This is a genomic window from Streptomyces sp. CA-142005, assembly GCF_050942335.1.
Taxonomy (GTDB): domain Bacteria; phylum Actinomycetota; class Actinomycetes; order Streptomycetales; family Streptomycetaceae; genus Streptomyces.
Genome location: NZ_CP192078.1, coordinates 5,518,891 through 5,543,474, shown reverse-complemented (window position 1 = coordinate 5,543,474; position 24,584 = coordinate 5,518,891). Strand labels below are relative to the sequence as shown.

21 protein-coding genes are annotated in these 24,584 nt (G+C 72.4%); 9 read left to right on the top strand and 12 right to left on the bottom strand.

Annotation, left to right across the window (positions count from 1 at the left end; all coding sequences use genetic code 11):
* Window positions 1–25 precede the first annotated feature (25 nt).
* On the top strand, window positions 26–2,563 hold the full coding sequence (locus tag ACQPXS_RS25950; RefSeq protein WP_433451667.1) for a DEAD/DEAH box helicase: 2,538 nt from the start codon (window positions 26–28) through the stop codon (window positions 2,561–2,563).
* Here ACQPXS_RS25950 and ACQPXS_RS25945 read toward each other — a convergent pair.
* From ACQPXS_RS25945 to ssd, 7 genes are all read right to left on the bottom strand, one after another.
* Window positions 2,538–3,026, bottom strand: a complete 489-nt coding sequence (locus ACQPXS_RS25945) for an Rv3654c family TadE-like protein (RefSeq protein ID WP_433451666.1) — start codon at window positions 3,024–3,026, stop codon at window positions 2,538–2,540. The two genes, ACQPXS_RS25950 and ACQPXS_RS25945, sit on opposite strands and share 26 nt — an antisense overlap.
* A 62-nt stretch (window positions 3,027–3,088) precedes the next feature.
* Entirely contained in the window at window positions 3,089–3,445 is a 357-nt protein-coding gene (locus ACQPXS_RS25940) for a TadE family type IV pilus minor pilin (RefSeq protein WP_433451664.1), read from the bottom strand.
* A gap of 22 nt (window positions 3,446–3,467) precedes the next feature.
* A complete protein-coding gene (locus ACQPXS_RS25935) occupies window positions 3,468–3,671 on the bottom strand; it encodes a DUF4244 domain-containing protein (RefSeq protein ID WP_433451663.1) in 204 nt (67 codons plus the stop codon).
* A gap of 87 nt (window positions 3,672–3,758) precedes the next feature.
* Window positions 3,759–4,538: a type II secretion system F family protein gene (locus tag ACQPXS_RS25930; protein ID WP_433451661.1), complete on the bottom strand. Its 780-nt coding sequence runs from the start codon at window positions 4,536–4,538 to the stop codon at window positions 3,759–3,761.
* 106 nt (window positions 4,539–4,644) lie between these two features.
* Window positions 4,645–5,490, bottom strand: coding sequence for a type II secretion system F family protein (locus tag ACQPXS_RS25925; protein ID WP_433455944.1), 846 nt, complete (start codon window positions 5,488–5,490; stop codon window positions 4,645–4,647).
* Window positions 5,491–5,504: 14 nt separating this feature from the next.
* Window positions 5,505–6,704 (bottom strand): TadA family conjugal transfer-associated ATPase, encoded by a 1,200-nt coding sequence (locus ACQPXS_RS25920; RefSeq protein ID WP_390683503.1) that lies wholly within the window; start codon window positions 6,702–6,704, stop codon window positions 5,505–5,507.
* A complete protein-coding gene (gene ssd, locus ACQPXS_RS25915; RefSeq protein ID WP_433451660.1) occupies window positions 6,701–7,807 on the bottom strand; it encodes a septum site-determining protein Ssd in 1,107 nt (368 codons plus the stop codon). The genes ACQPXS_RS25920 and ssd overlap by 4 nt, the downstream gene beginning before the upstream one ends.
* A gap of 591 nt (window positions 7,808–8,398) precedes the next feature.
* On the opposite strand from ssd, the gene ACQPXS_RS25910 reads away from it, so the two are divergent.
* Complete coding sequence (locus ACQPXS_RS25910; RefSeq protein WP_390683501.1) at window positions 8,399–9,229, top strand: HAD family hydrolase; 831 nt, start codon at window positions 8,399–8,401, stop codon at window positions 9,227–9,229.
* Between the two features lie 376 nt (window positions 9,230–9,605).
* Here ACQPXS_RS25910 and ACQPXS_RS25905 read toward each other — a convergent pair whose 3' ends face one another.
* On the bottom strand, window positions 9,606–10,430 hold the full coding sequence (locus ACQPXS_RS25905) for an oxidoreductase (protein WP_433451658.1): 825 nt from the start codon (window positions 10,428–10,430) through the stop codon (window positions 9,606–9,608).
* A 101-nt stretch (window positions 10,431–10,531) separates the two neighbouring features.
* On the opposite strand from ACQPXS_RS25905, the gene ACQPXS_RS25900 reads away from it, so the two are divergent.
* The gene (locus ACQPXS_RS25900) at window positions 10,532–11,524 is read left to right on the top strand and encodes an ATP-binding protein (protein ID WP_433451657.1); all 993 of its coding nucleotides are present in this window, start codon (window positions 10,532–10,534) and stop codon (window positions 11,522–11,524) included.
* A gap of 63 nt (window positions 11,525–11,587) precedes the next feature.
* Here the strand turns inward: ACQPXS_RS25900 and ACQPXS_RS25895 are convergent, their stop codons facing one another.
* Window positions 11,588–12,871 (bottom strand): hypothetical protein, encoded by a 1,284-nt coding sequence (locus tag ACQPXS_RS25895; protein WP_433451656.1) that lies wholly within the window; start codon window positions 12,869–12,871, stop codon window positions 11,588–11,590.
* 264 nt (window positions 12,872–13,135) lie between these two features.
* Here ACQPXS_RS25895 and ACQPXS_RS25890 point away from each other — a divergent pair, with 264 nt between their 5' ends.
* From ACQPXS_RS25890 to ACQPXS_RS25865, 6 genes are all read left to right on the top strand, one after another.
* On the top strand, window positions 13,136–15,577 hold the full coding sequence (locus tag ACQPXS_RS25890) for a SulP family inorganic anion transporter (RefSeq protein WP_433451655.1): 2,442 nt from the start codon (window positions 13,136–13,138) through the stop codon (window positions 15,575–15,577).
* 116 nt (window positions 15,578–15,693) lie between these two features.
* Entirely contained in the window at window positions 15,694–17,649 is a 1,956-nt protein-coding gene (gene acs / locus ACQPXS_RS25885) for an acetate--CoA ligase (protein ID WP_433451654.1), read from the top strand.
* Window positions 17,650–17,836: 187 nt separating this feature from the next.
* Entirely contained in the window at window positions 17,837–19,279 is a 1,443-nt protein-coding gene (gene nhaA / locus ACQPXS_RS25880; RefSeq protein ID WP_433455942.1) for a Na+/H+ antiporter NhaA, read from the top strand.
* Window positions 19,280–19,424: 145 nt separating this feature from the next.
* Window positions 19,425–19,913, top strand: coding sequence for a phage holin family protein (locus tag ACQPXS_RS25875; RefSeq protein ID WP_433455940.1), 489 nt, complete (start codon window positions 19,425–19,427; stop codon window positions 19,911–19,913).
* Window positions 19,910–20,830 (top strand): alpha/beta fold hydrolase, encoded by a 921-nt coding sequence (locus ACQPXS_RS25870; RefSeq protein WP_433451653.1) that lies wholly within the window; start codon window positions 19,910–19,912, stop codon window positions 20,828–20,830. The genes ACQPXS_RS25875 and ACQPXS_RS25870 overlap by 4 nt, the downstream gene beginning before the upstream one ends.
* A gap of 201 nt (window positions 20,831–21,031) precedes the next feature.
* Window positions 21,032–21,211, top strand: a complete 180-nt coding sequence (locus ACQPXS_RS25865; RefSeq protein WP_351807608.1) for a hypothetical protein — start codon at window positions 21,032–21,034, stop codon at window positions 21,209–21,211.
* A gap of 43 nt (window positions 21,212–21,254) precedes the next feature.
* On the opposite strand, the gene ACQPXS_RS25860 is transcribed toward ACQPXS_RS25865, so the two are convergent.
* The 3 genes from ACQPXS_RS25860 to nth all read right to left on the bottom strand — a co-directional run bounded on the left by ACQPXS_RS25860 (window position 21,255) and on the right by nth (window position 24,349).
* Window positions 21,255–22,454, bottom strand: a complete 1,200-nt coding sequence (locus ACQPXS_RS25860; RefSeq protein ID WP_433451652.1) for a MarP family serine protease — start codon at window positions 22,452–22,454, stop codon at window positions 21,255–21,257.
* A gap of 116 nt (window positions 22,455–22,570) precedes the next feature.
* The gene (locus ACQPXS_RS25855; protein WP_351807606.1) at window positions 22,571–23,266 is read right to left on the bottom strand and encodes an NUDIX hydrolase; all 696 of its coding nucleotides are present in this window, start codon (window positions 23,264–23,266) and stop codon (window positions 22,571–22,573) included.
* 54 nt (window positions 23,267–23,320) lie between these two features.
* A complete protein-coding gene (gene nth / locus ACQPXS_RS25850; RefSeq protein WP_433451650.1) occupies window positions 23,321–24,349 on the bottom strand; it encodes an endonuclease III in 1,029 nt (342 codons plus the stop codon).
* Window positions 24,350–24,584 lie beyond the last annotated feature (235 nt).

Below are 24,584 nucleotides of genomic sequence, written 5' to 3'. Positions count from 1 at the left end.
CCCCCGGGACGCATCGCCAGCCGCGATGGCATTCAATCACTTACCGGCAGGCGTGCACGACGCCTTGGCTCCATTGTCCGTCACGCCAGTGACACACTCGGTGCCGATGGCCAAGAATCACCGATCCGATCGATCCCCGGCGGACCCGGCGTCCCGCCCGTCTCCGGGCGCGGTCCTCGACCGGCTCGCCTCCGGGCCGAACCGGTCTGCGCGCATCACTCATACGGAGCACTTGCCCCCGCGGGCGGGCCGCCATGCCGTCTGGCCTGACCGAATCCGGTCCGAGGTGATCGCGGCCATCCAGGCGTGCGGCATCGAGCACCCCTGGGCGCACCAAGCGCTGGCCGCCGAGCACGCCCTGGACGGCGACTCGGTGGTCGTCGCCACCGGCACCGCCTCCGGCAAGTCCCTCGCGTACCTCGTGCCCGTCCTGTCCACCCTTATGGACGGCGCCGAGGCCCCGAACGGCCGAGGGGCCACCGCGCTGTACCTGGCTCCCACCAAGGCGCTTGCGGCGGACCAGTGCCGTTCGGTGAAGGAACTTTCACAGCCGCTCGGCACCTCGGTGCGCCCGGCCGTGTACGACGGCGACACCCCGTTCGAGGAACGGGAGTGGATCCGCCAGTACGCCAACTACGTCCTCACCAACCCCGACATGCTGCACCGCGGGATACTCCCCTCCCACCCGCGCTGGTCCTCCTTCCTGAAGTCGCTCAAGTACGTCGTCATCGACGAGTGCCACACCTACCGCGGCGTCTTCGGCTCGCACGTCGCCCAGGTACTGCGCCGGCTGCGCCGCCTGTGCGCCCGCTACGGCGCCTCGCCCGTCTTCCTGCTGGCCTCGGCGACCGCCGCCGAGCCCGCGGTCGCCGCCCGCCGGCTGACAGGCCTGCCGGTGACCGAGGTCGCCGACGACGCCTCCCCACGCGGGGAACTCGTCTTCGCCCTGTGGGAGCCCCCGCTCACCGAGTTGCACGGCGAGAAGGGTGCCCCCGTACGGCGTACGGCCACCGCCGAGACCGCCGATCTGCTGACCGACCTCACCGTGCAGGGGGTGCGCTCGGTGGCCTTCGTACGGTCCCGGCGCGGCGCCGAGCTGATCTCGGTGATCGCCCAGGAGAAACTGGCCGAGGTCGACCGCTCCCTGGTCCGGCGTGTCGCGGCCTACCGTGGCGGCTACCTCCCCGAGGAGCGCCGCGCCCTGGAACGCGCCCTGCACTCGGGCGAACTCCTGGGCCTCGCCGCCACGACGGCCCTGGAGCTGGGCGTGGACGTCTCCGGCCTGGACGCGGTGGTCATCGCCGGCTACCCGGGCACACGCGCCTCCCTGTGGCAGCAGGCGGGCCGCGCGGGCCGCTCCGGACAGGGCGCGCTCGCCGTGCTGGTGGCCCGCGACGACCCGCTGGACACCTTCCTGGTCCACCACCCCGAGGCCCTGTTCGACCAGCCGGTGGAATCCACCGTCCTCGACCCCGACAACCCCTACGTCCTCGCCCCGCACCTGTGCGCCGCCGCCGCGGAGCTCCCGCTGACCGAGGAGGACCTGGACCTCTTCGGCCCCGCCTGCGCGGACGTGCTGCCGCAGCTGGAGGCCGCGAAGCTGCTCCGCCGGCGGACGAAGGCCTGGCACTGGACACGCCGGGAGCGGGCCGCAGACCTGACCGACATCCGCGGCGCGGGCGGGCGCCCGGTGCAGATCGTCGAGTCCGGAACGGGCCGTCTGCTCGGCACGGTCGACGCGGGTGCCGCGCACTCCACGGTCCACGAGGGGGCGGTCCACCTCCATCAGGGCCGCACCTACCTGGTACGCCAGCTGGACCTGGAGGACTCGGTCGCCCTGGTCGAGCAGGCCGACCCGCCGTACTCCACGGTCGCCCGCGACACCACCTCCATCTCCATTCTGGAAACCGACACCGAGATCCCCTGGGGTGCCGGCCGGCTCTGCTACGGCTCGGTCGAGGTCACCAACCAGGTGGTCTCCTATCTCCGCAGGCGCCTCATCACCGGTGAAGTGCTCGGCGAGACCAAACTCGAACTCCCTCCTCGTACGCTGCGCACCCGCGCGGTGTGGTGGACGGTCACCGACGACCAGCTCGACGAGGCCCGGATCACCCCGGAGATCCTGGGCGGCTCCCTGCACGCCGCCGAGCACGCCTCCATCGGCCTGCTCCCCCTCTTCGCGACCTGCGACCGCTGGGACATCGGCGGCGTCTCGATCCCGCTGCACCCGGACACCCTGCTGCCGACGGTCTTCGTGTACGACGGCCACCCCGGCGGCGCGGGCTTCGCCGAGCGTGCCTTCCACACCGCCCGCACCTGGCTCGCCGCCACCCGCGAGGCCATCGCCTCCTGCGAGTGCGAGGCCGGCTGCCCGTCCTGCATCCAGTCCCCCAAGTGCGGCAACGGCAACGACCCGCTGCACAAGAGGGGGGCGGTACGACTCCTCACGGTGCTGCTGCGGGGAGCGCCGGAGGAGAAGCCGGGGGAATGGGGGACGGAGGCGCCGGCCGCGGGGGAACAGCGGGCGGAGGAGCCGGCTACGGGGCGGGCGCCGCGGGCTTGATCATGCTCGACCTGGGGGCTCGCGGTACGAGGGCGGCTCCCGGCGCCGGTCCTTCGGGCCCGGGGGCCTCGGGCGCGGATCCCGCCGGCTCCGGTCCCGCCGGCTCCGGTCCCGCAGGCTCCGGTCCTGCAGGCCCTGCTCGGGCCCTGGCCTGCGCCGCGAACGGCCCTCTTCCCGAGGCCGCCGTCACGTCCGAGGTCTCACCGACGATCGCGCATCGCACCAGCCGTACCCCCTGGGCGGCCGCCACCCGCCCGGCCCGGGCGCAGGCCGCCGCGCCGCCCTCCTCCCAGTGGGCCGCCGCCGTGAGCGCCGCCAGATCCGCGCCGCCGGCCGCCCGATGCCGGACGACGACGGCCTGACCCAGCGCGAGCACGACGCCGAACACCGCGCACAGCACGGCCATCGCGCCCAGACTCCACACGGTGGCGGACCCCCGGTCGGACTGCCGCCGGCTCCGCACAGCGGACCCCCGCACGGTGAACCCCCGCCCGGCGTGCCGCCGATCCCCCGCCCCATCTCGCCTCACGGCTCCGCCTCCCCGGTCACCGTGGTCTGCCCGGCCGGCGTGGTCTCCTCGGCCGGCGCGACGGCCTGCTCCCGCACCTCGAACGGCAACCCGCCGAGCACCGGCGGTCTGGCCACCACCGTCACCCGTACCTGGTCGCCCTCGCGCCCGACCGTCACCCGGGCGCCGCGCGGCGCGGCCTCACGGGTCACCGTCACCACGGCGTCGGCCGGGTCCTGACGCGCGGCGGCCCGGGCGCCGATGCGGGCGGCGTCCACGCACTGGATCTGTGCGGCCACCACGAGCAGCCCCCAGACCAGCGCCATCGTGAACGCCACCAGCACGCACAGCACCACGGCCGCCTCCGCGGTCACGAACCCCCGGTCCGCCCCTCGCTCACATCCGCGCACTGAGGGCCTTCTTCACGATGTCCTGCAGCTCCGTCCGGACCTGGCCGCTGGTGACGACCTCGTAGAGCAGCAGCGCGAACCCGACGGCCGCGATGATCCCCATCGCGTACTCGGACGTCACCATTCCGGCATCCCTGCGGCGCTTCCGCCGCAGCCGGTCCGCCGTCGCTTCCTTGATCTTCCTGTGCATTCCGACCCCCGTGGGATTCAGGTCTTTTGTGGTTCTCCGCGATTGCTCGGTTCGTTGTCCGCCTGGGCTCGTTCGCTCTCGTACGCCTCACCTGCCTCCCATCACGCCGCCCGCGAGGCCGATCACGACGGGCAGCACGCCGACCGCGATGAAGGCGGGCAGGAAGCACAGGCCCACCGGCGCGGAGATCAGTACGGCCGCGCGCCGGGCCCGGGCCGTCGCGGTGCGGGCCCACTGCGCGCGTGCGTCGGAGGCGAGGCGGGCGGCCGGGCCGGCCGCCGGAAGCCCGGACTCGTCGGCCCGCTCCAGCAACCGCGCCAGCGCCCCGGCGCCGGGCAGTTCGGCCAACCTCCGCCAGGCGGCCGCCGGTTCACCGCCGAGCCGCACCTCGGCCGCGCCCCGCGCGAGCGCCTGGCCCACCGGCCCGTCGAGCGCCTCCCCCACCGCCTGTGCGGCGATCACCGGTCCGGCGCCGGCTGCGATGCAGGCGGCCAGCAGATCGGCGGCGAGCGGGACTTGGCGTGTGGCGGCGGCCGTGCCGACCGGCTCCGCCCGGCCGACCGCCAACTGCCGGCTCCGCCACCACCGCAGCACGACCCCGGCCCCCAGCCCCAGCACGGCCCCGGTCACCCCACCGACCAGGGCCCAGGCACCGCACACCGCCCCGGCCAACGGCAGCCACCGCCGCAGCATGCCCGCCGACGGCAACCGCCTCCTGGGCACCGGCACGTCCTGACCGAGCAGCTCGGCCGCCCGCTGCCGCGCCCGACGCCGTCTGCGGACCAGCTCCAACCACCGAACCGCCCAGCCGAGGACCAGCACAACACCCCCGACCGTCCCCAACCTGTGGACGACTTCCCCGCTCATGTCACCCGCTCTCCCCACATGTCCCAGCCGGCGCAAACCATCACGCGCCCCGTCCCGCGCACACCGCTCCTCCGCGGACCGCTCCCGGCTCCCCGCCCGCCCGCGCTCACACCACCCCCGCCCCCCGCACGATCCGCACGGCCCACCACATCCCCGCCGCCTCGAAGGCGGATCCGATCGCCAGGCAGCCGAGGCCGGCGCCCGTGTGGAGGAGGACGTGGAGCGGGTCGGCGCCCATGGCCGAGCCGAGGAGGAGGCCGAGGGCGGGGAGTACGGCGAGCAGCACCGTGGTCGCCCGGGCACCTGCCAACTGGGCGCGCAGGTCGGCGCGCTGGTCCCGCTCGGCGCGCAGGGCCGCCTCCAGCCGGTCCAGGCCCGCCGCGAGCCCGGCCCCCTGGTCCACGGCCACCCGCCAGCACGCGGCCAGCCCGAGCAGGCCCTCGGCGCCCGGCTGCCGGGCCGCCGCGGTGAGCGCGCCGGGCACGTCCCCGCCGAACCGCGCCGCCGCGACCACGGCCGCCTGCGCCTCGCCGAGCCCGCCGGAGTCCCGCGCCGCCCGCAGCAACGCCTCGCCCGGCTGCCGTCCGGCGCGCACCTCCCCGGCGAGAGCCCCGCACAGGGCGATCACCGCGTCCGCCCGCCGCTCCCGGACCCGCCGGGCCTGCCGAGCCAGCCGCACCCGGCGCAGCACCACCACCCCGGCCGCCCCCGCGACGACCGGAATCACCGAGGCCCCCAGCAGCCCGAGCAGCAGACCGGCAGCGAGGGCCCACCACTCGGCTCCCAGCCGGCCGCGCAGCCGCCGTAGGTCCGCCAGGGCCCGGTCCCGGGCGGGTGGGCCGGTCGCGACCACGCCGCCGCCCGCGAGCAGCAGCCGCGCCCGCCGCATTCCGCAGTGCCGCCCGCCCAGCAGCCAGACCAGCGCGCCGAGGCAGATCAGCGCCGCGCCCATGGACGTCTCACCGATCACTCGCCCGCACCCCTCTCCGAGTCCGCTCCGGCCTCCAGGAGCCGCTCCAGCCGCTCCCAGCCCCGCTCCCGCACGAAGGCCCTCTCGCCCCAGCGCAGGGCCGGCACCGTCCGGACCAGCCCCGTGGCGTCCCGCTCCAGCACGTGCACCTCGGCGATCCGGCGCCGCCCGGACCGGTCCCGTACGAGGTGCAGGACCACGCAGAGGGCGGCCGCGAGCTGGCTGTGCAGCGCGGCCCGGTCGAGTCCGGCGGCCGTGGCCAGCGCCTCCAGGCGGGCCGGGACGTCTCCGGCGGCGTTGGCGTGGACCGTGCAACAGCCGCCCTCATGGCCTGTGTTGAGGGCCGCGAGCAGATGGACCACCTCGGGTCCGCGGACCTCTCCGACGACCAGCCGGTCGGGCCGCATCCGCAGCGCCTGCCGGACCAGGTCCTCCAGGGTGACCAGGCCTGCCCCCTCCTGGTTGGCGGGCCGGGTCTCCAGCCGGACGACGTGCGGATGGTCCGGGCGCAGCTCGGCCGAGTCCTCGGCCAGCACGATCCGCTCGTCCGCGCCGACCAGCCCCAGCAGGGCGCTGAGCAGCGTCGTCTTGCCGCTTCCGGTGCCGCCGCTGACGAGGAAGGACAGCCGGGCCGCGAGCAGCGCCCTGAGGATCCGGTCGCCGCCGGGCGGCACCGTGCCGGCCTCGACCAGTTCCTCCAGCGTGAACGCCCGGGGCCGTACGACCCGCAGGGCCAGGCAGGTGCAGCCGACGGCGACCGGGGGCAGCACGGCGTGCAGGCGGGTGCCGTCGGGCAGCCGGGCGTCCGCCCACGGCCGGGCGTCGTCCAGCCGGCGTCCGGCCACGGCGGCCAGCCGCTGCGCGAGGCGCCGTACGGCCGCCGCGTCGGGGAAGGTCACCGGGGTCAGCTCCAGACCGCCGCCGCGGTCCACCCACACCCGGTCGGGGGCGGACACCAGGACGTCGGTGACGTCCGGGTCGGCGAGCAGCGGCTCCAGGGGGCCGGTGCCGACGAGTTCGGACCTCAGCTGCCGGGCCGCGCCCAGGACTTCGGCGTCGCCGAGCACCCGGCCCTGTTCGCGCAGGGCCTGGGCCACGCGCGCGGGGGTGGGTTCGGCGCCGCTCTCGGCCAGCCGGCGCCGGACGCCGTCGAGCAGGGCGGCGCCGTCCGCGCGGTCGAGTCCGGGGAGGGTCATCGGGTGCCTCCGGCCTCGACCAGCGCGCGCTCCCAGAAGTTCGCGCAGAAGCGGGCGAGCGGGCCGCGTCCGGTCGCGGCGGGCGGTTTCGCACCGCCCCGCGGGCGCAGCAGCGGCGGTTCGACCGGCACCTCGCCGGCCAGCGGCAGGCCGAGCAACCGGGCCACCTCCTGGTCGTCCAGGCCCGGTGCGTACGGCCCGCGTACCGCCACGCGCAGGTCGCGCACGACCATGCCGACGGCGGAGGCGACCCGCCCGGCGGCCGCGATCGCGCGCAGTTCGGCGGGGACGACGAGCAGCGCCAGGTCGAGCTGGGCGAGGACTTCGGCGACCCCGTCGTCGAGACGGCGGGGCAGGTCCACCACGACCGTGCCGCCGCGTCGCCGGGCGGCGGCGAGCACCGCGCGCACGGCCGGTGGCGGGACGGCGACGCAGTCGCCGCGGTCCCAGCTCAGCACGCGCAGGGAGTGCAGTTCGGGCAGCGACTCCTCCAGGGCGCCGCCGCCGACCCTGCCGCGGGAGGCGGCGAAGGCGGGCCAGCGCAGTCCGTCGGCGCTCTCGCCGCCGAGGAGTACGTCGAGTCCGCCCCCGAGCGGATCGGCGTCCACGAGGAGGGTGCGCAGGCCCTCGCGCGCGGAGGTGACGGCGAGCGCGCACGCGAGCGTGGAGGCACCGGCCCCGCCCCGGCCGCCGATCACCCCGACGGTGAGGGCCGGGCGGCCGACTCCCTCGGCCACGTCGGCGATGCGGTCGATCAGCCACTGCTCACCGTCGGGCAGCATCAGGACGTGGTCGGCGCCGATCTCGACGGCGCGTTGCCACACCCCCGGGTCGTCCTGGTCACGGCCGACCAGCACCACTCCACGGCGGCGGGTGGCCCCGCCGACCCGGCGGACGGCGTCGTCGCCCACCAGCACCAGCGGGGCCGCCTCCCAGCCGTCGCCGTGTGCGGGGACGCCGTGGTGGACCTCGGGCGTGGCGCCGGCCGCCGCGCACAGGCGCAGCAGGTCGTCCAGGAGTTCGGCGTCCTCGGTGACGATGAGCGGCCTGCCCGGCCGGTCCGGGGCGCCGGGCGGCGGATCATGGGTGACGGCTGCGGTCACGGGTGTTCCCCCTTCGCTGCATGGGCCGCGCAGCCTCTGCGGCCACGCGATTCCCAAAGGTGTGAAGAACCGGCAAGCGGCCCCCATATGAACGGCCGACAGAAACCGGCCATAGGCGCCCCGGCAATCGGAACCGGCCATGAACTCGCCGCGGCCGAGCGCGCTGGAATCACGGTGCAGCGATCCGCGAAATCATGTGGATCTTGGACGAAAACTGTGGACAACTCGGGCCCTGTGAATATCGCCGTCACCCATACCGGTGAGCTCTGTACCGATCCCTGTGCGACTTCCACAGAGCAGCGCGACGATTACCCCCAGTAACGGATCGCGGGCGCGCAGAAGCGGCGGCCGCGGCGGCGTCGTACCGACCCCGCGGTCGCGTGAAAAAGGGGGAGGGAGGAGAAAACCCGTCCGGACATGCGACGACCCCCGCCGGGGGGGAGAGCGGGGGTCGTCCCCACGGCCGACTCGGGGGGGGAGGAGTCGGACCGGGTTAGCACGGTCGCGAACGATCCGTGACTTCCATGGTGTACCCGAGAGCCCTCTCAGGCAAACCCACGCGCCCCACCTTACGCCGAATGGTGGGCGCCTATGCTCTGGGGCGTGGAAAACCACTCCTTGCCCCGCGCAGCAGCCTTCTTTGATCTGGACAAGACGGTCATTGCGAAGTCGAGCACGCTCACCTTCAGCAAGTCCTTCTACCAAGGCGGGCTGATCAACCGCAGGGCCGCGCTGCGTACCGCATATGCCCAGTTCGTCTTCCTGGTCGGGGGGCTGGATCACGACCAGATGGAGCGCATGCGCGAGTATCTGTCCACCTTGTGCCGCGGCTGGAACGTGCAGCAGGTGCGGGAGATCGTCGCCGAGACCCTGCACGACCTGATCGACCCGATCATCTACGACGAGGCCGCCTCCCTCATCGAGGAGCACCACACGGCCGGCCGGGACGTGGTGATCGTGTCGACCTCGGGCGCCGAGGTGGTCGAGCCCATCGGCGAACTGCTCGGCGCGGACCGGGTGGTGGCCACCCGCATGGTCGTCGGCGAGGACGGCTGCTTCACCGGGGAGGTGGAGTACTACGCCTACGGCCCGACCAAGGCCGAGGCGATCCGGGAGCTGGCCGCGTCCGAGGGCTACGACCTCGACCGGTGCTACGCCTACAGCGACTCGGCGACCGATCTGCCGATGCTCCAGGCAGTCGGGCACGCGCACGCGGTGAACCCGGACCGCGCCCTGCGCCGCGAGGCACTCGCGCGCGGCTGGCCGGTTCTGGAGTTCCGCCGGCCGGTCCCGCTGAAGAAGCGGCTGCCCACGCTGTCCGTCCCTGCCCGTCCCACACTGGTCGCGGCGGCGGCCATAGGAGCGGCGGCCGCGACCGCCGGCCTCGTCTGGTACGCCAGCCGGCGCCGAGGCACCGTCTGACGCCGAGCACCGCCTCACGTCCTGGCGCGGTCCGGCCGAGGCCCGTTTCGCCCTCGTTCGAACCTAAAAGTAAAGAACCGGAGGCAGGGGTTTCGCTTCCCCCGGGCTCGCGGTACAAAGACCTTAGGCCCGCGAGACCAAAGGACATCCGAGAGGATCACCTACCACTACGCACTTGGCCCACGGACCACGCATGGACACCGAGCACCCACGCGACGTCGACCCGTCGATTACGGGCCAGCCGCACCAGGTGACGGGCAAAGTCCCCGACCTGATGGGCAGATATCGAGGACGCTTGGTAACCCGGTGAACATGCCAGCGGCGGTACGAGCACTCGTACCGCCGCATTTCGTGTCCGCGGCTCCCGGACGTTCTCTCAGGCCGCGCCGCGCTGCAGCGCCTCGCACACCGCCGTCGACTCGCGCGCACCCAGTTCGATCGCCCGGCCGCAGTGCGCGATCCAGGCCGCCACACCCTCGGGGGTGCCGGAGACGTATCCGTCCAGCGCCGCCAGATAGGAGGCGCGGCCCAGTTCGGCGTGGCCGACCTCGGGCGGGCAGATCGCCTTCGGGTCCAGGCCGCTGCCGATCAGCACGATCCGCTCGGCCGCGCGCGCGACCAGGCCGTTGTGCGACACGAAGGGCCGCAGCGCGAGCAGCTCGCCGTGCACCACGGCGGCCGTGACCAGCGCGGGCGCGGACGTCCCCGTGATGATCAGGTCCGCTAGCCCCTCCAGCCGCCCGGAGACCTCCTGGGCGTCCGGCAGCAGCACCTCGATCAGCGGTTCGTCGACCGGCTCGCCGGCCTGGCGCGGCCTGCCGACCTCGTCGCCCTTGCTCGCCACGGCCACCAGATGCAGCCGGGCCAGCACCCTGAGGGGCGACTGCCGCCAGATGGACAGCAGCTGTCCCGCCTCCGCCGACAGCCGGAGGGCCGCACCCATGACGCGCGCCTCGGCGTCGCCGCCGAAGTCGGTACGCCGCCGCACCTCCTCCAGCGCCCAGTCGGCTCCGGACAGCGCCGCGGAGCCGCGGGCACCGCGCAGGGCCGCCTCGGAGGTGATCTCGGCGCTGCGGCGCCGCATGATCCTGTGCCCGTAGACCCGGTCCACGGCCTTGCGCACGGATTCCACGGAGTCGGCCACACCGGGCAGCGAGCCCAGGGCCGCGAGCGGGTCGGCGTTCGCGCCTGTCGTACTCATGAGTACGACACTACGCATCCCTTCGGCCGACCCCTCGAAGGAGTGGTCTTCTTCACGTCCGACTGCCACTTACAGCTATCACCCGACTACCGTTGGTGAACATGAAAATTGCTTTCGTCGGGAAGGGCGGCAGCGGCAAGACCACGCTCTCCTCCCTCTTCATCCGCCACCTCGTGGCCACCGGCGCCCCGGTGGTCGCCATCGACGCGGACATCAACCAGCACCTCGGGCCCGCGCTCGGACTCGACGAGGCGGAGGCGGCCGCGCTGCCCGCCATGGGCGAACGGCTGCCACTGATCAAGGACTATCTGCGCGGCGGCAACCCGCGCATCGCCTCCGCCGCCACGATGATCAAGACGACCCCGCCCGGTGAGGGCTCGCGGCTGGTCCGGGTGCGGGAGCCCAATCCGGTCTACGACGCCTGTGCGCGTCCGGTGGAACTCGACGGCGGCGCCGTCCGTTTGATGGTCACCGGCCCCTTCACGGACGCCGACCTGGGGGTCGCCTGCTACCACTCCAAGACGGGAGCGGTGGAGCTGTTCCTGAACCACCTCGTCGACGGCCCCGACGAGTACGTCGTGGTCGACATGACGGCCGGTTCGGACTCCTTCGCCTCCGGCATGTTCACCCGCTTCGACATGACGTTCCTCGTCGCCGAGCCGACCCGGAAGGGGGTGTCCGTCTATCGCCAGTACAAGGAGTACGCCAGCGACTTCGGCGTCGCCCTGAAGGTCGTCGGCAACAAGATCCAGGAACCGGACGACGTCGACTTCCTGCAGGCGGAGGTCGGGGACGACCTGCTCGTGACCGTCGGGCGTTCGGACTGGGTGCGTGCCGTGGAGAAGGGCCGGCCGCCCCGGTTCGATCTGCTGGAGGAGGCCAACGCCCGCGCCCTGCGCACCCTTCGGACCACCGTGGACGCCACGTACGAGGCGCGGGACTGGGAGCGCTACACCCGCCAGATGGTGCACTTCCACCTGAAGAACGCCGAGGCGTGGGGCAATGAGCGCACCGGGGCCGACCTGGCGGCGCAGGTCGACCCGGCCTTCGTGCTCGGCGAAAGCCTCGGCGCGCAGGCCGCAACCGCCTTGTGACACCCACGACTTGCGTATGGCACCTCCGGCCTGCGTATTGCGCCTCCGGCCTGCGCGTGACGCCTACGGTCTGAACGCCGGTGCCCCGGGCACTCCCTTGGGCGCCGGGGCCGGGCGGCCGGAGAGGAAGGACGCCCAGCCCTGCCTGGGGGCCTCGCCCACCTCCAGGGTGCGCAGCCTCTCAAGGGCCTTCGGGTCCTGGGCGTCCAGCCAGTCGACCAGCTGATGGAAGGACACACAGCGCACCTCGGGCTTGTTGCAGACCTCCTTCACCGTCTCCTCGACGGCGCGCATATAGGTGCCGCCGTTCCAGGACTCGAAGTGGTTGCCGATGATCAGCGGGGCGCGGTTGCCGTCGTAGGCCCGGTAGAAGCCCTTGAGCAGGCCGTCGCGCATCTGGTCGCCCCAGTAGTCGAACATGTCCGGGTCGCCCTGGGTCTTCGTGCCGGACTGGTTGACCATGAAGTTGTAGTCCATGGTCAACTGCTCATAGGTGTGCCCCGGGAACGGCACCAGTTGCATCGACAGGTCCCACAACCCGTCCTTCCTCTTGGGCCAGACCTGGTTGCCGATCCCGCTGGAGTCGTAGCGGAAGCCCAGCCGACGGGCCGCCTTCACGAAGTTCTTCTGGCCCTCCAGGCAGGGGGTGCGGGCGCCGATCAGCTCCTTGTCGTAGTCGAAGGGCAGCGGGGCCGACTCCCTCATGCCGGTGTTGGTCTTCCAGGTCTTCACGAACTGCTTGGCCTGGGCGATCTCGCTCTCCCACTCCTCCACCGACCAGGTGCCGACCCCGCCGTCGGCCCCGCAGAAGTGGCCGTTGAAGTGCGTGCCGATCTCATTGCCCTCCAGCCAGGCCAGCCGTGCCTGCTTGACGGTGTCGGCGATGCCCTTAGCGTCGTTGAAACCGATGTCGGAGCTGCCCGGCGAGTGCCGGGGTGGCTTGTACTGGTCGCGCTTCTCCTCCGGCAGCATGTACACGCCGCTGAGGAAGTACGTCATGGTCGCGTGGTTGCCCTTGGCGACCTGGCGGAAGTGCGAGAACAGCTTCTGGCTGTCCTCACCCGCGCCGTCCCAGGAGAACACCACGAACTGCGGGGGCTTCTCACCGGGCTTCAGCCGCTCGGGTCTGGGCAGGTGCGGCTGCCCGCCGGTGTACGCGGTGGATCCGTCGCCGATCAGCCGGAACACGCTGCCCGGAGCCGGGGCCCCCTTCTGCGGGCCGGGCGCAGCTTGCTTGGCACCGTGAGAACCGTGGGATCCGTCGGCGCCGGTCGCGCAACCGGCGAGCGACGAGGCACAGGCCGCGGCGACCATGGCACCGACGGCGATCCTCTGGGTGGCGGCCATGTTCCGCCCACCTTCTTCCTTCTCTCAGGCAAACGCCGGCGAGGGCCGTTCTCTGGTGATGCGCCGGGCTTGAACCGACAACGCCGCCAAGGTCGCACGGGACCGAGAAGGAGTTAGTACGACAAGCCGATCCATCGATTCGTTCGCTCATGCGAGGGATCGTTTGGGCTGTTTGCCGCGAAAAGTTATGCATGGCCTTTACGCGGGATTACGTTTCCTTTGCCAAGCATTGCTCCATCCCGCCGCCCCGGAGGAGACGGGACCATGTCAGCCTGCGCACCCCCGCACACCCAGCACCCGCACCCACCGCACGGCCCGCCGCCCGGCGGACGCCGCCGCTTCCCCGTCGCAAGCGCCGACCTGTCGGCGTCCGTCGCGGTCTTCCTGATCGCCCTTCCCCTGTCCCTCGGCATCGCCCTGGCCACCGGTGCCCCGCTCCAGGCCGGCCTCGTCGCCGCCGCCGTGGGCGGACTCGTCGCCGGCCGGCTCGGCGGCTGCCCGCTCCAGGTCAGCGGCCCTGCCGCCGGACTCACCGTGGTCACCGCCGACCTGATCCACCGCTACGGCTGGCGGACGACCTGTGGCATCACCGTCCTCGCCGGACTCGCCCAACTCGGCCTCGGCTGCCTGCGCGTGGCGCGTGGCGCGCTCGCGGTCAGCCCGGCCGTCGTACACGGCATGCTCGCCGGGATCGGCATCACCATCGCCGTCGCCCAGCTGCACATCGTCCTCGGCGGCACTCCCGACAGCTCCGTCCTCGCCAACCTGCGTGCTCTGCCTGCCCAGTTGGCCCACCTGCAGCCGGCTGCCGTCTCGATGAGCGTGCTGACGCTCGCCCTGCTGCTGGCCTGGCCGCGCCTGCCCGGCCGCACCGGCCAGGTGCTCCGACGCGTACCGGCCGCCCTCGTCGCCGTCGCCGGGGCCACCGGCACGGCCGCCCTGACCGGTCTGGCGCTGCCCCGGGTCGACCTGCCGTCCTGGCGCAGCCACGCCCTGGCCGGGCTGCCCGAGGGCCCGGCGCCGGGCCTGGCCGCCGCCGTGCTCACCACGACCCTGGTGTGCAGCGTGCAGTCGCTTCTCGGCGCGGTGGCCGTGGACAAACTCGTCGCCGCCCGCCCCGGCCCGGTCCCCCGCGTCGGCCGCTCCGACCTGGACCGGGAGCTGCTGGGCCAGGGCGCCGCCAACATGGTCTCCGGGGCGCTCGGCGGACTGCCGGTGGCCGGGGTGGCCGTGCGCAGTACCGCCAATGTGAAATCGGGTGCGGTGAGCCGGAACTCCACGATGCTGCACGGCGTTCTCGTAGTAGTCGCCGCGCTGCTGATGGTCCCGGCCCTGGAGGAGATCCCGCTCGCCTCCCTCGCCGCCCTGGTGATGGCCGTCGGTATCCAGATGGTGTCCCTGCACCACATCCGCACGGTGACGCGCCACCGCGAAGTGCTGGTCTACGCCGCGACCACACTCGGTGTGGTGCTCCTCGGCGTCCTTCAGGGCGTGCTCCTCGGGATCGCCGTGGCGGTCGCCCTCGCCCTGCGCCGCCTCACCCGCACCCGCATCACCCATGAGGACAAGGAAGGAGTCCATCACGTAAGAATCCGAGGCCAGCTGACGTTCCTCGCGGTGCCCCGGCTCAGCCGGTCCCTGCATCTCGTACCCCAAGGCACCCACGTCGTTGTGGAGTTGGACGGCTCGTTCATGGACCACGCGGCGTACGAGTCACTGCAGGACTGGCGCACCTCCCACACCGCGCACGGCGGTACGGCCCAGCTGACGGGCCGGCGCGGCGGAATCCGGACCGCCGAACCGACCCTGACCGCCGAACCGACCACGACCACCGGGCCGACTCCGGCTGCCGGACAAGCCCCACCCACCGAACCGGCCACACCGACCGGGCCGCCCCCGCCCGCCCGGTGCCGCTGCCGTCCCTGGACGCCCTGGCGCAATCACCGGTCCTGCCTACCGGAAGCCGCCGCCCCGGCGAGCCAGGACGCCGCACGGGAGGCCGGAGGGGCCACGGGGCGGGAGGCCGGACGGGAACTCGCCCGTGGGATCGGCTCGTTCCAGCGCAACACCGCGCCGCTGGTGCGGGCGGAGCTGGCGCGGCTCGCACGGGAGGGGCAGCGCCCCGCGCAGCTCTTCCTCACCTGTGCCGACTCCCGGCTCGTCACGTCGATGATCACCGCTAGCGGTCCAGGTGACCTGTTCGTCGTCCGCAACGTCGGCAACCTGGTGCCGGCGCCGGGCGAGGAGTACGGCGACGACTCGGTGGCGGCCGCCGTCGAGTACGCCGTGGACGTACTGAAGGTGCGGTCCATCACGGTGTGCGGGCACTCCGGGTGCGGGGCGATGCAGGCCCTGCTGACCGCCGAGCCCGGGGGTGCGGCCACGCCGCTGGGGCGGTGGCTCAGACACGGCCTGCCGAGCCTGGAGCGGCTGGCCGACGAACGGCGCGCCCGGCCCCGGCTGGCCGGGCGCGCCCCGGCCGACGCGGTGGAGCAGTTGTGCCTGACCAACGTCGTCCAGCAACTGGAGCACCTGCGGGCGCACGCCCCGGTAGCGCGGGCGCTGGCGGCCGGGGAGCTGGAGCTGCACGGGATGTACTTCCACGTGGGCGAGGCGCAGGCGTATCTGCTCGGTCGAACCGGGACGGTGTTCGCGGACGTGAGAGGGGACGGGAGCGCGGCGGAGGAGCTGCGCAGTCCGGTGTGAACGATCGACCCCAGAGAGGTCTAAACCAATTTGGCCGTGGACTCTTGTCATCGGACCCCCGTGTCTGATGAGCTGTGGCCTGGGACACAACGGACACCCTGCGAGAGGGAGATGTCGTGAGCAACGAGAGCCTGGCCAACCTGCTGAAGGAAGAACGCAGGTTCGCGCCCCCCGCCGACCTGGCCGCGCATGCCAACGTCACCGCGGAGGCGTATGCACAGGCCAAGGCTGACAGGCTCGGCTTCTGGGCCGAGCAGGCCCGCCGGCTGACCTGGGCCAAGGAGCCGACCGAGACGCTGGACTGGTCGAACCCGCCGTTCGCCAAGTGGTTCAAGGACGGCGAGCTGAACGTCGCCTACAACTGCGTGGACCGGCATGTGGAGGCCGGGCACGGGGACCGGGTCGCCATCCACTTCGAGGGCGAGCCCGGCGACAGCCGCTCGATCACCTACGCCGAACTGAAGGACGAGGTCTGCAAGGCGGCCAACGCCCTGCTGGAGCTGGGTGTCCGCAAGGGCGACCGGGTCGCCATCTACATGCCGATGATCCCGGAGACCGCCATCGCGATGCTGGCCTCGGCCCGGATCGGCGCGGCGCACTCGGTGATCTTCGGCGGCTTCTCGGCGGACGCGCTCGCGACCCGCATCCAGGACGCGGACGCCAAGGTCGTCATCACCGCCGACGGCGGCTACCGGCGCGGCAAGCCGTCCGCGCTCAAGCCGGCCGTGGACGAGGCGATCGACAAGGTCGACAACGTCGAGCACGTGCTCGTGGTCCGCCGTACCGGCCAGGAGGTCGCCTGGACCGAGGGCCGGGACGTGTGGTGGCACGAGAGCGTCGAGCGGCAGTCCGCCGAGCACACCCCGGAGGCGTTCGAGGCCGAGCACCCGCTGTTCATCCTCTACACCTCCGGCACGACGGGGAAGCCGAAGGGCATCCTGCACACCTCCGGCGGCTACCTCACCCAGACGGCGTACACCCACTGGGCGGTCTTCGACCTCAAGCCGGAGACGGACGTGTACTGGTGCACGGCCGACGTCGGCTGGGTCACCGGGCACTCGTACATCGTCTACGGCCCGCTGGCCAACGGCGCGACGCAGGTCATGTACGAGGGCACGCCGGACACCCCGCACCAGGGCCGGTTCTGGGAGATCGTGCAGAAGTACAAGGTCACGATCCTCTACACCGCGCCGACGGCGATCCGGACGTTCATGAAGTGGGGCGACGACATCCCCGCCAAGTTCGACCTGTCCTCCCTGCGCGTGCTGGGCTCGGTGGGCGAGCCCATCAACCCCGAGGCGTGGATCTGGTACCGCAAGAACATCGGCGCGGACCGGACGCCCGTGGTGGACACCTGGTGGCAGACCGAGACCGGCGCGATGATGATCTCGCCGCTGCCCGGCGTCACCGAGGCCAAGCCCGGCTCCGCGCAGACCCCCCTGCCCGGCATCTCCGCGACCGTCGTCGACGACGAGGCGAACGAGGTGCCCGACGGCGGCGGCGGCTACCTGGTGCTGACCGAGCCGTGGCCGTCGATGCTGCGCACCATCTGGGGTGACGACCAGCGGTTCATCGACACCTACTGGTCCCGCTTCGAGGGCAGGTACTTCGCCGGTGACGGCGCGAAGAAGGACGACGACGGCGACATCTGGCTGCTGGGCCGGGTGGACGACGTGATGCTCGTGTCCGGGCACAACATCTCCACCACCGAGGTGGAGTCGGCCCTCGTCTCCCACCCGTCGGTCGCCGAGGCGGCCGTCGTCGGTGCCGCCGACGAGACCACCGGACAGGCGATCGTCGCGTTCGTCATCCTGCGCGGTACGGCCGCGGAGACCGAGGCGCTCGTCGGCGAGCTGCGCAACCACGTGGGCGCCACGCTCGGCCCGATCGCCAAGCCCAAGCGGATCCTGCCGGTGGCCGAGCTGCCCAAGACCCGTTCCGGCAAGATCATGCGCCGGCTGCTGCGGGACGTGGCCGAGAACCGCCAGCTCGGTGACGTGACCACCCTGACCGACAGCACGGTCATGGACCTCATCCAGGCGAAGCTGCCCGCGGCGCCCAGCGAGGACTAGGCGAACCGGCGGCAACGGGCGCCCGGTGTCAGCACCGGGCGCCTTTTCGTTCGGCTCACTAACCTCCGGTGTCAAAATCGGGTAAAATGGCGATCTCAGGGTGTGCCGGGAAGTCTGGTCGGCGACGCCGTCGGCGATCCCGGGCGACGGCGTGATCATCGCCGTACCGACCCCGGAGGTTCCCACCGTGGCCGCGCCCCGTACCCCGAAAGCCCCTCGCAAGGTCCTCGGACGTCTGTCCCTGCCCGAGCGGGCCTTCGTCGCGGACGCGCTGCGGACCGAGACCGTCGGCGGTGTCCTGCTGCTCCTCGCCGCCGTGGCGGCGCTGATCTGGGCGAACATCCCCGCCCTGCACCACAGCTACGAGTCCGTCAGCCACTTCCACCTCGGCCCCGGCGCGCTCGGCCTGAACCTGTCCGTGGCGCACTGGGCCGCCGACGGCCTGCTCGCGGTGTTCTTCTTCGTCGCCGGTATCGAACTCAAGCGGGAACTGGTCGCCGGGGACCTGCGCGAACCCAGGGCGGCCGTACTGCCCGTGGTGGCCGCGCTGTGCGGCATGGCCGTCCCCGCGCTCGTCTACACCCTCACCGCCCTCACCGGCCACGGCTCGGCACAGGGCTGGGCGGTGCCCACCGCGACCGACATCGCCTTCGCGCTCGCCGTCCTCGCGGTCATCGGCACCTCCCTGCCCAGCTCCCTGCGCGCCTTCCTGCTCACCCTCGCGGTGGTCGACGACCTCTTCGCGATCATGATCATCGCGGTCTTCTTCACCGACCGGCTGAACTTCGCCGCGCTCGGCGGTGCCGCCGCCGGACTGGCGGTGTTCTGGCTACTGCTGCGCAAGGGCGTGCGCGGCTGGTACGTGTACGTGCCGCTCGCCGTGGTGATCTGGGCCCTGATGTACAACAGCGGCGTGCACGCCACCATCGCGGGCGTGGCGATGGGCCTGATGCTGCGCTGCACCACCCGGGAGGGTGAGCAGCACTCGCCGGGCGAGCACATCGAGCACCTGGTGCGGCCCCTGTCCGCCGGGCTGGCCGTGCCGGTCTTCGCGCTCTTCAGCGCAGGGGTGGCGGTCTCCGGCGGGGCGCTCGGGGACGTGTTCACCAAACCGGAGACGCTCGGCGTCGTCCTCGGTCTGGTCGTCGGCAAGACGATCGGCATCTTCGGCGGCACCTGGCTGACCGTCCGCTTCACCCGCGCCTCCCTCAGCGAGGACCTCGCCTGGGCCGACGTCTTCGCGGTGGCCTCCCTCTCCGGCATCGGCTTCACCGTCTCCCTGCTCATCGGCGAACTCGCCTTCGCCGGTGACGCCGTCCTCACCGACGAGGTCAAGGCGGCCGTCCTCACCGGATCGCTCCTCGCGGCGCTGTGCGCGACGGCGTTGCTGAAGGTCCGCAACGCCAAGTACCGCAGGCTGTGCGAGGAAGAGGAGCGCGACGAGGACCTCGACGGCATCCCGGACGTGTACGAGCAGGACGACCCGGCCTACCACCTGCGCATGGCCCGGATCCACGAGCGCAAGGCCGCCGAACACCGCCGGATCGCCGCCGAGAAGGCGGCCGCCGCCCGCCACGGGCTTCAGGAAGTACCGGGCGGGGCAGGCGATGAGGACGACCGTCCGGCATGATCTGACGAGACGGTACAAAACAAGACGGCCACACGAGCGGGCCGGGCCGGCCGCGTACGGCACGCGCATGACGTACGACGGCATGCGTATGACGTACGACGGCACGGCACGCCCGCGGCACAAGAGACATCTGAGGGAGAACGCGATGAGCGCACCCGACGGCAGCCCGGTCGGCGCCGAACGCAGCATCGGCCAGCTGTTCGCCTCGGCGACGACCGAATTGTCGGCGCTGGTGCACGACGAGATCGCCCTGGCCAAGGCCCAGCTGAAGCAGGACGTCAGGCGCGGCGCGACCAGCGGCGGCGCGTTCACGGCGGCCCTGGTGCTGCTCGTCTTCTCGCTCCCGATGCTCAACTTCGCCCTCGCCTACGGCATCCGGACCTGGAGCGGCTGGAACCTCGCGATCTGCTTCGTGCTGTCCTTCGCGGCGAACGTGCTCATCGCCGGCCTCCTCGCGCTGATCGGCATGGTGTTCGCGAAGAAGGCCAAGAAGGACCGGGGTCCGCAGAAGGTGGCCGCCTCGATGAAGCTGACGGCGGGCGTGCTGCAGAACGCCAAGCCGCACCCGCGCGCGGAGCTGCCCGAGGATCGGGCCCCCGCGGCCATCGAGGCTGTGGCACGCTCACAGTCATGACGGACCCCGCCCCCTCGGCCGTACGCATCGATGGTCCCTGGACGCACAGGGACGTCGCCGCGAACGGCGCGCGCTTCCACATCGCCGAACTCGGCGACGGCCCCCTGGTGCTGTTGCTGCACGGCTTCCCGCAGTTCTGGTGGACCTGGCGACACCAGCTGGTCGCGCTCGCGGACGCGGGCTACCGGGCAGTGGCGATGGACCTGCGGGGCGTCGGCGGCAGCGACCGCACGCCCCGCGGGTACGACCCCGCCAACCTCGCCCTCGACGTCACCGGCGTGATCCGCTCGCTCGGCGAACCGGACGCGGCGCTGGTCGGCCACGACCTGGGCGGCTATCTGGCGTGGACGGCGGCGGCGATGCGGCCCAAGCTCGTCCGGCGGCTCGCGGTCGTCTCGATGCCGCACCCGCGGCGCTGGCGCGCGGCGATGCTGCGGGACGCCCGGCAGACGGCCGCCAACTCCTACATCTGGGGTTTCCAGCGGCCGTGGATCCCGGAGCGTCAACTCACCGCGGACGGCGGTGCGATGGTGGGCCGGCTGATCCGGGACTGGTCCGGTCCGCGGCCGCCGGAGGACGAGGCGCTGGAGACCTACCAGCGGGCCATGTGCATCCCGTCGACGGCGCATTGCTCGATCGAGCCCTACCGCTGGCTGGTGCGCTCACTGGCCCGCCCGGACGGCATCCAGTTCAACCGCAGGATGAAGCGGCCGGTGCGGGTGCCCACGCTGCATCTGCACGGCTCGCTGGACCCGGTGACGCGCACGCGCAGCGCCGCCGGTTCGGGTGAGTACGTCGAAGCCCCGTACCGCTGGCGCCTGTTCGACGGCCTCGGGCACTTCCCGCACGAGGAGGATCCGGTCGCCCTCTCCACGGAGCTCGTCAACTGGCTGAAGGATCCCGAGCCGGACCGGTGACACCCGCCCCACCGGTCACGCACTGGGGTGATGTTCACCCGGATCGGTGATGGACACCGGTGACCGTGCGGTGACGGTTCGATGCGTGGAGTATCCGGTTCCTGAACAGTTGTCCGCCGAACGGCCACATGCCCGCCGCATAGGCCAATTGGGCGGCGCCCAGGCGGTTATCGACCTTCGGGCGGGGGCACACGTCGGGGTATGGGCTGGACGCACGACTACAGTGACGCACCCCGCAACCGCCGCTCCGGTGCCGGTGTGAGCACCTCTCAGCGAGGCAATCCGCAACTCGCGGAAACCGACCTCCGTGTGGGGATTCCGCGCATCCTGCGCCGCCGGGCCCGCTGGGTCTCGGTGCGTCTGCGTCACCCGCGCGGCTGAGCCTGCCGCAGGCCTTCCGGGGGGCCATGGGCTCTCCGGAGGCTCACAGGGCGCAGCTGTCGGTACCCACCTGCTCGTTCGCCGTACGGCCCTGCCGGATGTCGGGCTGGATCTCGTCCGCCGTGAGGGCGTAACCGGTCTCGGCGTCGTCGAGGGACTTGGCGAACACCACGCCGTACACCCGGCCGTCGGGGGTGAGCAGCGGGCCGCCCGAGTTGCCCTGGCGGACGGTCGTGTACAGCGAGTAGACGTCGCGGCGGACGGTGCCGTGGTGGTAGATGTCCGGGCCGTTGGCGGAGATGCGCCCGCGCACGCGCGCGGCGCGCACGTCGTAGGAGCCGTTCTCCGGGAAGCCCGCGACGATCGCGCCGTCCCCGCCGGCCGCGTCCCTCGCGGAGAACCGCAGGGCGTTCGCCTTGAGGTCGGGTACGTCGAGCACGGCGATGTCGCGCTTCCAGTCGTACAGGACCACCTTGGCGTCGTACTTGCGGCCCTCGCCGCCTATCTGCACGGTGGGCGAGTCGACGCCGCCGACGACGTGCGCGTTGGTCATGACCCGGCGGTTCGCGAAGACGAAACCGGTGCCCTCCAGGACCTTGCCGCAGCTCTCGGCGGTGCCGGTCACCTTGACGATGGAGCGCTGAGCGCGCACCGCGACCGGGCTGTTCGCGAGGGCCGGGTCGGGCGGCTGGACGTCCTTGATCGGCTCGTTGGCGAACGGGCTGAAGACCTGCGGGAAGCCGTTCTGCGCGAGGACGGAGGAGAAGTCCGCGAACCAGGTGTCGGCCTGCGCGGGCAGCGCCCGGGAGACGCCGAGCAGCACCTTGGAGCCGCGGACCTCCTTGCCGAGCGTGGGCAGGGTGGTGCCGGCCAGGGCGGAACCGATCAGCCAGGCGACCAGCAGCATGGCCACGACGTTGACCAGGGCGCCGCCGGTGGCGTCCAGGGCGCGGGCCGGCGACCAGGTGATGTACCGGCGCAGCTTGTTGCCGAGGTGGGTGGTCAGGGCCTGGCCGACGGAGGCGCAGACGATGACGACGACCACGGCGACCACGGCGGCGGTGGTGCCGACGTCCGCGTTGCCGGTGACGGCGTCCCAGATCACGGGCAGCGTGTACACGGCGACGAGGCCGCCGCCCAGGAACCCGATCACCGACAGGATGCCGACGACGAAGCCCTGGCGGTAACCCACGACCGCGAACCACACGGCCGCGACCAGCAACAGGATGTCCAGCACGTTCACCGCTTCAGGCCTCGCCTACTCACTCCGGTCCCCGCGGCCCGGCCGGGGGTCCGGCCCGCCACGCGGTGGCACAGGGACCCAGCGTCCCCCGGAAAACACCGCGCGGGATCACCCTGTCATGACCGCCAGTCGAGTGGGACCTGCTTCCCTCTGTCCCAGGGGCGCTCCCAGCCCGCGAAATGCAGCAGGCGGTCGATCACTCCGGCCGTGAAGCCCCACACCAGGGCCGATTCGACCAGGAATGCCGGACCTCGGTGGCCGCTGGGGTGGACGGTGGTGGCGCGGTTGGCGGGGTCCGTGAGATCCGCCACGGGGACCGTGAAGACCCGCGCCGTCTCGTTCGGATCGACGACGCCCACCGGGCTGGGCTCGCGCCACCAGCCGAGCACGGGCGTCACGACGAAGCCGCTGACCGGGATGTACAGCGCGGGCAGCACACCGAAGAGCTGGACGCCCGCAGGGTCCAGGCCCGTCTCCTCCTCGGCCTCGCGCAGCGCGGCCCTGAGCGGCCCGTCGGTGTGCGGATCGCCGTCCTCGGGGTCGAGCGCGCCGCCGGGGAAGGACGGCTGCCCGGCGTGCGAGCGCAAGGAGCCGGCCCGCTCCATCAGCAGCAGCTCCGGGCCGCGCTCGCCCTCGCCGAACAGGATCAGCACGGCCGACTTGCGGCCCGAGCCGTTCTCCGGGGGCAGGAAGCGGCTCAGCTGGAGCGGTTCGATCGTCTCGGCGGCCCGCACCACCGGCGCCAGCCACTCCGGGAGCCCCTCCTTGCTCAGCGTCACCGATCCGCCCCGCGTCTCACTGGCCCTCGCCATCGCCACCCCCCTCGCTCTGCCTGTCCAACGCCCGAGGACCCCGAGATCGTTCCGTCACGCGGCCCCCAGTGGCGGGGCCGGCCTGCCGCCCGCGTCGAGGTAGGCCTGCGGGGGCTTCAGGCGCTGGCCGGGGAAGCCGCCCTTCTCGTACTTCAGGAGCTTCTTCGCCTTCTCCGGGTCGGTCTCGCCCTCACCGTAGGCCGGGCAGAGCGGGGCGATCGGGCAGGCGCCGCAGGCGGGCTTGCGGGCGTGGCAGATACGGCGGCCGTGCCAGATCACGTGGTGGGAGAGATCGGTCCACTCGCTCTTCGGGAACAGCGCGCCGACGGCCGCCTCGATCCTGTCCGGGTCGGTCTCGTCGGTCCACTGCCAGCGCCGCACCAGCCGCTGGAAGTGCGTGTCCACGGTGATCCCCGGCCGCCCGAAGGCGTTGCCGAGCACGACGAAGGCGGTCTTGCGGCCGACGCCGGGCAGCTTGACCAGGTCCTCCAGCCGGCCGGGCACCTCGCCGCCGAAGTCCTCCGCGAGGGCCTTGGAGAGTCCCATGACCGACTTGGTCTTCATCCGGAAGAACCCGCAGGGCCGCAGGATCTCCTCGACCTCCTCCGGATTGGCGGCGGCCAGCTCCTCGGGGGTGGGGTACTTCGCGAAGAGCGCCGGGGTCGTCTGGTTGACGCGCAGGTCGGTGGTCTGGGCCGACAGCACGGTGGCGACCAGCAGCTGGAAGGGGTTCTCGAAGTCCAGCTCGGGGTGGGCGTACGGGAACACCTCGGCGAGTTCGCGGTTGATGCGGCGGGCGCGGCGGACCAGGGCCGTGCGGGACTCGTCCCTCGGCGGCTTGACGGCGACCTTCTTGGCGGGCGCCGCCTCCTTCACGGCCACGGCCTTCCCTGTGGCCACGACCTTCTTGGCCGGGGCGACCTTCTTGGCCGGGGCGACCTTCTTGGCGGAGGCGACCTTCTTGGCGGAGGCCGCCTTCTTGGCCGGAGCCGCCTTCTTCGCCGAGACCGCCTTCTTGGCCGGCGCGGCCTTTTTTGTCGTTTTTGCGGTTTTCTTACTACCGCCGGAGCCTTGTTCGCCCACGGCGGAATCGCGACGTACAACCACCCGCTAAGCCCCCTTGGCCTGTGCTCTCACCGGCGATTTGGACACCCGGCCAGCCTAGAGCCCGGCACCGACATCCGCCCCGGACCCGGTTGATCGGACCCCGATTGGACCCCTGACGCTTACCTCGGGACATCGGTGCGGCATCCTTGTGACAGATCACACTGTTTGGACCGTCCGGCAAAATGGGGAACACGGTCCCCTGGCACTCGGG

What these genes read in the sequence shown, in the direction of transcription:
- ACQPXS_RS25950 (WP_433451667.1), top strand. Translation starts at nt 26, where the DNA reads ATGGCATTCAATCACTTACCGGCAGGCGTGCACGACGCCTTGGCTCCA.
- ACQPXS_RS25875 (WP_433455940.1), top strand. Translation starts at nt 19,425, where the DNA reads ATGAGCGCACCCGACGGCAGCCCGGTCGGCGCCGAACGCAGCATCGGC.
- ACQPXS_RS25870 (WP_433451653.1), top strand. Translation starts at nt 19,910, where the DNA reads ATGACGGACCCCGCCCCCTCGGCCGTACGCATCGATGGTCCCTGGACG.
- ACQPXS_RS25855 (WP_351807606.1), bottom strand. Translation starts at nt 23,266, where the DNA reads ATGGCGAGGGCCAGTGAGACGCGGGGCGGATCGGTGACGCTGAGCAAG.
- ACQPXS_RS25895 (WP_433451656.1), bottom strand. Translation starts at nt 12,871, where the DNA reads ATGGCCGCCACCCAGAGGATCGCCGTCGGTGCCATGGTCGCCGCGGCC.
- ACQPXS_RS25935 (WP_433451663.1), bottom strand. Translation starts at nt 3,671, where the DNA reads ATGCACAGGAAGATCAAGGAAGCGACGGCGGACCGGCTGCGGCGGAAG.
- ACQPXS_RS25900 (WP_433451657.1), top strand. Translation starts at nt 10,532, where the DNA reads ATGAAAATTGCTTTCGTCGGGAAGGGCGGCAGCGGCAAGACCACGCTC.
- ACQPXS_RS25905 (WP_433451658.1), bottom strand. Translation starts at nt 10,430, where the DNA reads ATGAGTACGACAGGCGCGAACGCCGACCCGCTCGCGGCCCTGGGCTCG.
- ACQPXS_RS25890 (WP_433451655.1), top strand. Translation starts at nt 13,136, where the DNA reads ATGTCAGCCTGCGCACCCCCGCACACCCAGCACCCGCACCCACCGCAC.
- ACQPXS_RS25865 (WP_351807608.1), top strand. Translation starts at nt 21,032, where the DNA reads ATGGGCTGGACGCACGACTACAGTGACGCACCCCGCAACCGCCGCTCC.
- ACQPXS_RS25920 (WP_390683503.1), bottom strand. Translation starts at nt 6,704, where the DNA reads ATGACCCTCCCCGGACTCGACCGCGCGGACGGCGCCGCCCTGCTCGAC.
- ACQPXS_RS25925 (WP_433455944.1), bottom strand. Translation starts at nt 5,490, where the DNA reads ATGGGCGCGGCGCTGATCTGCCTCGGCGCGCTGGTCTGGCTGCTGGGC.
- ACQPXS_RS25930 (WP_433451661.1), bottom strand. Translation starts at nt 4,538, where the DNA reads ATGAGCGGGGAAGTCGTCCACAGGTTGGGGACGGTCGGGGGTGTTGTG.
- ACQPXS_RS25910 (WP_390683501.1), top strand. Translation starts at nt 8,399, where the DNA reads ATGCTCTGGGGCGTGGAAAACCACTCCTTGCCCCGCGCAGCAGCCTTC.